The organism is Apibacter sp. B3919 (assembly GCF_026537405.1).
Classification (GTDB): domain Bacteria; phylum Bacteroidota; class Bacteroidia; order Flavobacteriales; family Weeksellaceae; genus Apibacter.
The window spans coordinates 179,349-188,797 of the sequence record NZ_JAFNMG010000005.1 but is presented as its reverse complement, the minus strand read 5'-3'; the positions used below and the strand labels follow the sequence as shown (position 1 = coordinate 188,797).

The following is a 9,449-nucleotide window of genomic DNA, read 5'->3' as shown; positions in this document are numbered from 1 at the left end:
TCAATATGGAAGGACGGCTCAGCACCCGGCCAATCAAAGAAAAATAGCAGAAATAGCTTACGGCAATCGTAAGGAATTAGGAAACAAAGGAGGAGAAGACGGCTGGAGATTTAAAGGTCGGGGACTGCTTCAGATAACCGGGAGAGAGAATTACGGTAAAATTCAAAAGCAAATAGATCAACAAGCGCCCGACAGTGATTTTAATGTATTTACCTCGGCAATTAATGAAAAAGGCTATACCCCGTATCAGGCTGCCCTAACCGGAATGGCCGACTGGTATAAAGATAAAATGTATTTGCAGGCAGATAAGACCGGTCAATACTCCGATGATAGGGTTGTGGAAATGATTGTTGATATACTAAATAAAAACACGAAGTCACGTCCTAAAAGAAAAGTATGGTACAGAGGAGGAAAAGAAGAGAAATTATCCGTAGCCTTAGAAAACTCAACCAAGGTCCTATTTAAGGTAGCAGAATGTGAAAGGGTAAACAAGCCGTTAGACTATATTGATGGCGATTTAAAGATACAACAGGGAATAGACTGGTTATTAACCAAAGCCATAAGCCAGGAAGAAGCAGAAGCAGGAAAATCGTATAAAGTAAGATATGCCAACGATCAAAACCGAGTAGAAGAATCGGGAGAAAATACGATGGATTGTTCGGAATTAGTGTGCCGATATTTACAAAAAATAGAATGGAGTAAAAAGGTAATGGCAGGAAATACAAGGATACTGCACGATTTTGGGGAAACCTATTCGGAATATTTATTGAAACATGATGATATAAATTACAAACCTCAAAAAGGAGATATATTTATATGGAAAAATAAAAGCGGAGGAATGGGCCATACCGGGGTAATTATCGATTATGAAGAAAAAAAGATAAAAAAGAAAAATGAAGAAGGAAAAGAAGTTGAAGAAACCCTGGAAATAGTTACGACCATTGAAGCAATCAGTTCTTCTGAAACTCCTTATGGAATGAGTAATGAATTAAAAATGAAAGGGGTTATTAAACTCAAATGGTTAAGAAAATCAAACCATTTAATCGGTCACCCTTTAAAAAATAGTAAAGGGCATGAAGTCTCAACCTGCCGTTTTTATACCCCCAAAGTTCATTTTAGTAAAGCAGATAAAAAAATACGGTGGAAAGATCAAGGGTACACCTTTGAAATAAAGAAAAAATAATAAAAAACAAAGAATTATGAGAAAGATATTAATCTCATGTATACAAGTATTGGTTTTATTTTCTTGTCAAGGCCAGGAAACTAAAACGGCAATACAAATTAATAATGAAAATAAAGAAACAACAACAAAACCTATTGAAAAACCGACAGAAAATAAGCCCGTTATGAATAATGAAATAGATTTAAAAAAAATAGCCGAGCATATTGAACTACAAAAACGGGTTTTTGTAGAAGATCATACTCCGGATAATGAATATATTGCCACCCGGGAAGATTTAGACTTACAACAACCCTTAATTGAAAAAACGCTGTTAAACAGCGGATATAAATTTCCGGAGTATGCCGAATTCAGAGAACGTGTAAAATATCTTTTTAAAATCGATCTGGATAAAAGCAAAGAAACGATAGTTACCTTATATCCACTTCGTTTTGCCAATCTAAGAGGGGTAGCTTATACGGATGAGGAAATGAAAGGTAATGTCAGTAAAACCATGACTTTTGATGAATATAAATACACGTTTGCAAGGTTTGGATGGAAAATGTTTATAGACAAGGAAAGAAAAATAATAACCCCCATGGTTTTTCTGGAGGATTTAATAAAAATAAATAGTATCGATAAAAAAGAATATACGGTTAAACAAAATTTATCGATAGTAAGTTTAAATAAATATTTAATGTATGGAGATAAAGCCGGTTTGATATATTTACTTTCAAGGGAAAAAGAAATGGCCCATGACTTATTATTAAATTTCAATTATGATAAGGAAGATAAAATTAATAAAAGTGTTTTAGATAGTTTGTATAATCGATGTAATCCAAGAAGTTATGAGTTTGGGCAAGAGGTTAGAAGTTTAATTTTTGTAGATAATTTTAAAACGGATGATAAATTATATATCAGAGAAGGAATATTAAAAACGATAGAACATATAACTAATGAAAATGAAGGCACCTATGCGATAGAATTAATTGACAGCACATTATATCTATTAAGAGAATTAGATAAAAGTGATTTAACAAAAGCGCAAAAAGGATATAGTTATAAAAAAATAGGGTATTTAGCCAATACCTGTGATCCGCTATTTAGGAAATATCATTTATCAAGAACTGTAAGGTGGGGAAGGGGAAATATCTTAGGTGCATATCACGCCTCATTAGAAGATTTGGAGCCTTGGTATGATTTAAAAAACACCTTTATAGAAAATAACTACTATAATTTACCCCATTTAAAAGAAATGGTAGATTATGCGGAACAATTTAGTGATAAGGAGACTCCCGAATAATTTAAGCAAGGTACACGTAAAGGCTCAGATATAATATAAATACTAGTATTCAAAAAGATTACTTTTTTGGCTCAAGTAAATGCAGAGACGGGATTTTTTAAATTATCGCAAGAAAAACCGAGTAAATATAAATCCGGTACTTCCTTTTATAAAGGGAGAGGATTGATTCAACTTACCGGTAATTTAAATAAGGATGGAACCGCTTATAGTGTTCCCGGGCCTTATAAAAAGTATGGAAAATATTTAGCAGATAATGGATATCTGAAAAAAGAAGAGGAAGGAATATTTATCACCAATCCTGATTTGATATCCAAAGATCTACATTATGCCATAGACAGTGCCGGTTGGGAATGGGAGATTTTTAAAAGGGTTTCAACATGGGGAGATAAAAAAGATGATTCAGCTGTAATAAAACAAATCAAAGCATGGAAAAGGGAGCGTTTTAGTAAAGGATTAGATCAAAGTTTAAATCGATTGGCTTTGGTTATGGAAGAAAGCGGAGAAGAGGAAAATTATTTTTGGTTGCAGTCTAAAATACTCAACGGATATTCGCCCGGTCATAAAGATAAACCTGATCCGCATGGTTGGGAAAAACGCAAAGAAGGGCTTAGAAAGTTAAAAACATGGTTTAAGTACGACAAAGCTGTTTGCAAAGGAGAGAAAGAGTTGGAATTTATAAGCGGCAAAGGCAGAGCGCCATGGATGGAAACCGCTATTCAAGAGATAATTAATTACGGCGGTAAACATGAGAAAGCAATTGACAAAAGAATAAGAGAATATCACAAAGCAGGAGGACTTTCAGGTAGTGGAAGTGATGTAGCATGGTGTGCCTCATTTGTATCCTGGTGTTTGGAGAATTCAACGCCCAAATTTGAATCACCTCATTCAGCCAGTTCAAGTATGTTTTTCAATCACAGTACATTAGAGCCTTGTGAGGCGTTCTTTGGTGCCATAGCCGTATTTTCAGATTGTTATTCAAATGGAAAAATGAAAGGATCAGGACATATAACCTTAGTATATGGAAAATTATTAGATAAAAACACCTATATTGGTTTAGGGGGAAATCAAGGAAACATGATAACCCTTTCACCTAATTATAAATTTGATGGAAGCACATTCTATTCTTATACCGAAAAAGGAATAAAAATATATAAAAAACTTAGAGGTTTTTTTAAACCTAAAGGATATGTTATTAAAGAAGAAGATAAACTGAATAAAAATGATGAATATGCCACTATCAATGAAGCAAATAAAAAATTAAACCAAAAAACTCAAGATACCAGTAAAGGAGAAAGTTCAAGATAAAAAATATATGAAAACCAAATTATTATTAATAAGCACAATCACCCTTTTTGCAATAATGAATTGTCAAGAAAAAAAAGAAGTAAGTCTGACAAACAAAAAAATAGAAGAAAAAAAAATGGAAACATCTAAAATAAAAGAAGTACTGATAAAACAAATAAAAGAAGGTGCTAGTTCAGAATATTGGGGGGAAACATATGGAAAGGAAGATTTAGATGCCTTAGTACAAATTGAAGACACTATTTTAAAAAATAATGGATATAAAACTCCTGAAAGGGAGGATTTTAATCAAAAAATAAAAATGATTTTTGGAAGAATTATAGATAATAATTCTAAAAATCAGTATTTAAAAATAGATGCTTATGAAAATTCTAAATGTAATAAAGAGTTAGAATTTTATCCATATTCTGCAGATGCACAATATTTATATGTTGATAAAAAAGATCATTTTATAACTTATTTTGATGCTATCCCTAAAATTATAGATTATCAGAAAATATACCCTGAATTATCAAAATATGAAGAAAATTCATATACGATTGATACTGCAGATGGTGTAATTGAGGTATCGATGTGGAAAGATTTAAATAATTTACCGCAAGAAAGATATTTTAATCAACAGCGTTTAATCTCACGAAACAAATATTTATTTACTGACGATAAAAGCCAGTTTCCATGGTTGGTTACTAAAGATGACTATTTTATGAGGCGTTTAATAACTGTTTTTGGTTATACGGAAGATAAAAGACTATTGAAGTGGGCACTTGAAAACACCCATCTTCCATTTTTTCATACTTATGCTAAAGACAATGATTTGGAGGAGTTGGGAAAATTATTATGGACTAAAGATTGTAATGGAGAAATACGAGTTCATCAAAATACCTTAGATATTCTAAAAGAAATGTCCACCCCAAATGAAAATTTATATATTATGTATGTAGCTGAATATCTTACAAATTTAGAACACCTAAATGCTAACAAAGAATTAAGTGATGCGCAAAAAGCCAAAATAGCAGCTCATTTGATGTATTGGGGAGAGCAATATAAATACGATAAACTTTATGATTATAATCAAATGTTTATGGGGCATTTTTGGCATTATAAGGATGATGGCACTTATGATAAAGAATTTAAAAAGAACAACTATTATGGCTTACCCAAATTTAAAGAGTGGTATGAAGCTGTCAAAAAAGAAGAAAATCTATTTTTAGATGATCAGACTATACCTGATTCACCACAACCTTTAGATTATAAGCATAAAGCAAGACCGATAAGAAAATAATTATTTTTTAAATAAAATTTAAGATAAAGACAACTTTAACTTAGACACTTGTGCTCGAAAAGCACATTTTTTTGCACAATCTCGGGAAGAATCGGGCTTAGATTTAAAAGGAGCCCTAGAAGGAGAAAGTTTAAATTATGCTGCGCAAGATTTACCCAAACATTTTAAAGCTTTTCGGGCCAATCCGGCCTTGAATGAAAAAAGCCCTCCTAATGAATTAGCCTATCAATATGGAAGGACGGCTCAGCACCCGGCCAATCAAAGAAAAATAGCAGAAATAGCTTACGGCAATCGTAAGGAATTAGGAAATAAAGGAGGAGAAGACGGCTGGAGATTTAAAGGAAGGGGACTTCTTCAGATAACCGGAAGAGAAAATTACGGTGAGATTCAAAAGCAAATAGATCAACAAGCGCCCGACAGTGGTTTTAATGTATTTACCTCCGCAATTAATGAAAAAGGCTATACCCCGTATCAGGCAGCCCTAACGGGAATGGCCGACTGGTATAAAGATAAAATGTATTTGCAGGCAGATAAGACCGGTCAATACTCCGATGATAAGGTAGTGGATCTGGTAATAAATATATTAAATAATAATACAGACTCACGTCCTAAAAGAAAAGTATGGTACAGAGGAGGAAAAGAAGGGAAATTATCCGTAGCCGTTGAAAACTCAACCAAGGTCCTATTTAAGGTAGCAGAATGTGAAAAGGTAAACAAGCCGTTAGACTATATTGATGGCGATTTAAAGATACAACAGGGAATAGACTGGTTATTAACCAAAGCCATAAGCCAGGAAGAAGCAGACGCAGGAAAACCGTATAAAGTAAGATATGCCAACGATCAAAACCGAGTAGAAGAATCGGGAGAAAATACGATGGATTGTTCGGAATTAGTGTGCCGATATTTACAAAAAATAGAATGGAGTAAAAAGGTAATGGCAGGAAATACAAGGATACTGCACGATTTTGGGGAAAACTATTCGGAATATTTACTGAAACATGATGATATAAATTACAAACCTCAAAAAGGAGATATATTTATATGGAAAAATAAAAGCGGAGGAATGGGCCATACCGGGGTAATTATCGATTACGAAGAAAAAAAGATAAAAAAGAAAAATGAAGAAGGAAAAGAAGTAGAACAAACCCTGGAAATAGTCACCACCATTGAAGCGATCAGTTCTTCTGAAACACCCTATGGGATGGATAAAACTTTAGATATGAAGGGAGTTATTAAACTCAAATGGTTAAGAAAATCAAAACATTTGCTCGATCACCCTCTAACTAAAAATAGGCAAAGCTTAACTCCCTGTCGTTTTTATACTCCTAAAGTTCACTTTAGTAAGGCAGATAAAAAAATACGGTGGAAAGATCAAGGGTATACCTTTGAAATAAAGAAAAAATAATAAAAAAATAAAGAATTATGAGAAAGATATTGGTCTCATGTATACCAGTATTGGTTTTATTTTCTTGTCAAGGCCAAGAAAATAAAACGACAATACAACTTAATAATGAAAATAAAGAAGCACCAACAAAACCTATTGAAAAACCGACAGAAAATAAGCCCGTTATGAATAATGAAATAGATTTAAAAAAAATAGCCGAGCATATTGAATTACAAAAACGGGTTTTTGTAGCAGATCATACTCCGGAAAACGAATATGTTGCCACCCGGGAAGATTTAGACTTGCAACAACCCTTAATTGAAAAAACGCTGTTTAACAGCGGATATAAATTTCCGGAGTATGCCGAATTCAGAGAACGTGTAAAATATCTTTTTGGAATCGACCTGGATAAAAGCAAAGAAACGATAGTTACCTTATATCCACTTCGTTTTGCCAATCTAAGAGGGGTAGCTTATACGGATGAGGAGATAAAAGGTAATGTCAGTAAATCCATGACTTTTGATAAATATAAATATACTTTTGCTTGGGATGGATGGAAATTGTTTATAGATAAGGAAAGAAAAATAATAGCCCCCATGGTTTTTTTGGAGGATTTAATAAAAATAAATAGTATCGATAAAAAAGAGTATTCGGTTAAACAAAACTTGAAAGTAATAACCTTAAATAAATACTTAATGTATGGAGATAAAGCCGGTTTGACATATTTACTCTCAAGGGAAAATGAATTGGCCCATGACTTATTATTAAATTTCAATTTTGATAAGGAAGATAAAATTAATAAAAGTGTTATGGATAGCTTGTATTCAAAAAATAAAAAATTCAATACTACCTATGAATTTGGTGACAATTTAGTTGATTTAATTTTAATATCGAACTACCAAACGGATAATAAATTATATATCAGAGAAGGAATATTAAAAACGATAGAACATATAACTAATGAAAATGAAGGCACTTATGCAATAAGTTTAATTGACAGCACATTGGATTTATTAAGAGAATTAGATAAAAGTGATTTAACTAAAGCGCAAAAAGGATATAGTTATAAAATAATAGGGTATTTAGCCAATACCTGTGATCCGCTATTTAGGAAATATCATTTATCAAAAACAGTAAAATGGCGCAGGGGAAATATCTTAGGTGCATATCACGCCTCATTAGGAGAAGATTTGGAGCCTTGGTATGATTTAAAAAACACCTTTATAGAAAACAATTACTATAATTTACCCCATTTAGAAGAAATGGTAGCTTATGCGGAAGAATTTACTGATAAGGAGACTCCGGAATAATTCAAGCAAGGTACACGTAAAGGCTCAGATATAATATAAATATTGGTATTCAAAAAAGATTATTTTTTTGGCTCAAGTAAATGCAGAGACGGGATTTTTTAAATTATCGCAAGAAAAACCGAGTAAATATAAATCCGGTACTTCCTTTTATAAAGGGAGAGGATTGATACAACTTACCGGTAATTTAAATAAGGATGGAACTGCTTATAGTGTTCCCGGACCTTATGAAAAGTATGGAAAATATTTAGCAGACAATGGATATCTGGAAAAAGGAAAGGAAGGAATATTTATCAGCGATCCTGATTTGATATCCAAAGATCTACATTATGCCATAGACAGTGCCGGTTGGGAATGGGAGGTTTTTAAAAGGGTTTCAAAATGGGGAGATAAAAAAGATGATTCGACTAAAATAAGAGAAGTTAAGGCATGGAAACGGGAGCGTTTTAGTAAAGGATTAGATCAAAGTTTAAACCGATTGGCTTTGGTTATGGAAGAAAGCGGAGAGGAGGAAAATTATTTTTGGCTGCAGTCTAAAATACTTAACGGATATTCGCCCGGTCATAAAGATAAACCCGATCCGCATGGTTGGGAAAAACGCAAAGAAGGACTTAGAAAGTTAAAAACATGGTTTAAGTACGACAAAGCTGTTTGTAGAGGGGGCAAAGAGTTGGAACTAGATACTGTAAATAGGGCGCCATGGATAAATATTGCATGGGAAGAATATAATAAATATAAAGGACTTATAGAAAAACAAAGTCCATTAAAAAAAAAATAAGTATATATTTTAATGAAAATATATTTGAAGGTTATGAAAATTATTTAAATGATGAACCACAACCTTTAGATTATGAATCTAAAGCAAGACCGATAAAATAATAATTATTTTTTAAATAAAATTTAAAATAAAGATAAATTTAACATAGACACTTGTGCTCGAAAAGCACATTTTTTTGCACAATCTCGAGAAGAATCGGGCTTAGATTTGAAAGGAGCCTTAGAAGGTGAAAGTTTAAATTATGCTGCGGAAATTTTCATTAAACTTTAAATAGTTCATATTGGGCTTGCAAAGTTTTTAAATGAGTTCCAAAATGAAAAAAATAATTTAATTGATTAGAAACTACTAAAATAAGTTAAACAATAAAAAACACAGGATTGACTACTTTCACATAAATGTAAACCGAATTTGATGGATGGATTAAATGAAAGTTAAATTGACCTATAAGGGTACTATTCAATCAGTTTCGAAAACAATACAAAACAAAAAAATAAAATACCCGTTTAAAAGTCAATACTATATTTCTATATCTAATAAAATTTGAAATCAATTCACAACATTACATATTTTCCAACCCTTACGGGTACTTGCTATTTAATTTATACCATTATGATTTAAATTACCTAAAAGCGATTCACAACATTCTTACATCAAGTTGTTCACTAGTTGTTATTATGAAAACTCGGTATATCTAATAAAATTTGAAGCAATTCACAACACTAAGTATACTTCATTGTAATAATTAAAGTTGTGAATGATCACTAAAACATCATATTAAAAAAGCACTATCAGCATAACATCATCACTCTTTTAGAGACAAAATGATTACAATTTTGCAAATATATAAAAATTACCATTCTTTATCCAAGAATACTCTATTTAATTAAATATCAAGCTCTACATTTAAAAAGCAAAATAGTCGAAATTAACAGGT

Annotated in this window: 7 protein-coding genes; all 7 read left to right on the top strand. The window is 32.1% G+C overall.

What is annotated here, in order from left to right; translation table 11 throughout:
- Positions 1-1,183: peptidoglycan amidohydrolase family protein (locus J3U20_RS09240; RefSeq protein WP_160542989.1), on the top strand; the 1,183-nt coding region annotated here is incomplete at its 5' end.
- Between the two features lie 16 nt (positions 1,184-1,199).
- Positions 1,200-2,462: a hypothetical protein gene (locus J3U20_RS09235; RefSeq protein WP_160542988.1), complete on the top strand. Its 1,263-nt coding sequence runs from the start codon at positions 1,200-1,202 to the stop codon at positions 2,460-2,462.
- A gap of 66 nt (positions 2,463-2,528) precedes the next feature.
- Positions 2,529-3,767: a hypothetical protein gene (locus tag J3U20_RS09230; protein WP_160542987.1), complete on the top strand. Its 1,239-nt coding sequence runs from the start codon at positions 2,529-2,531 to the stop codon at positions 3,765-3,767.
- Positions 3,768-3,774: 7 nt separating this feature from the next.
- Positions 3,775-5,046, top strand: coding sequence for a hypothetical protein (locus tag J3U20_RS09225; RefSeq protein ID WP_160542986.1), 1,272 nt, complete (start codon positions 3,775-3,777; stop codon positions 5,044-5,046).
- A 190-nt stretch (positions 5,047-5,236) separates the two neighbouring features.
- Positions 5,237-6,451, top strand: coding sequence for a peptidoglycan amidohydrolase family protein (locus J3U20_RS09220; protein ID WP_160542985.1), 1,215 nt, complete (start codon positions 5,237-5,239; stop codon positions 6,449-6,451).
- Between the two features lie 17 nt (positions 6,452-6,468).
- Positions 6,469-7,740 (top strand): hypothetical protein, encoded by a 1,272-nt coding sequence (locus J3U20_RS09215; protein ID WP_160542984.1) that lies wholly within the window; start codon positions 6,469-6,471, stop codon positions 7,738-7,740.
- Between the two features lie 67 nt (positions 7,741-7,807).
- A complete protein-coding gene (locus tag J3U20_RS09210; protein ID WP_160542983.1) occupies positions 7,808-8,515 on the top strand; it encodes a hypothetical protein in 708 nt (235 codons plus the stop codon).
- Positions 8,516-9,449: the final 934 nt, after the last annotated feature.

What these genes read in the sequence shown, in the direction of transcription:
- J3U20_RS09235 (WP_160542988.1), top strand. Translation starts at nt 1,200, where the DNA reads ATGAGAAAGATATTAATCTCATGTATACAAGTATTGGTTTTATTTTCT.
- J3U20_RS09225 (WP_160542986.1), top strand. Translation starts at nt 3,775, where the DNA reads ATGAAAACCAAATTATTATTAATAAGCACAATCACCCTTTTTGCAATA.
- J3U20_RS09215 (WP_160542984.1), top strand. Translation starts at nt 6,469, where the DNA reads ATGAGAAAGATATTGGTCTCATGTATACCAGTATTGGTTTTATTTTCT.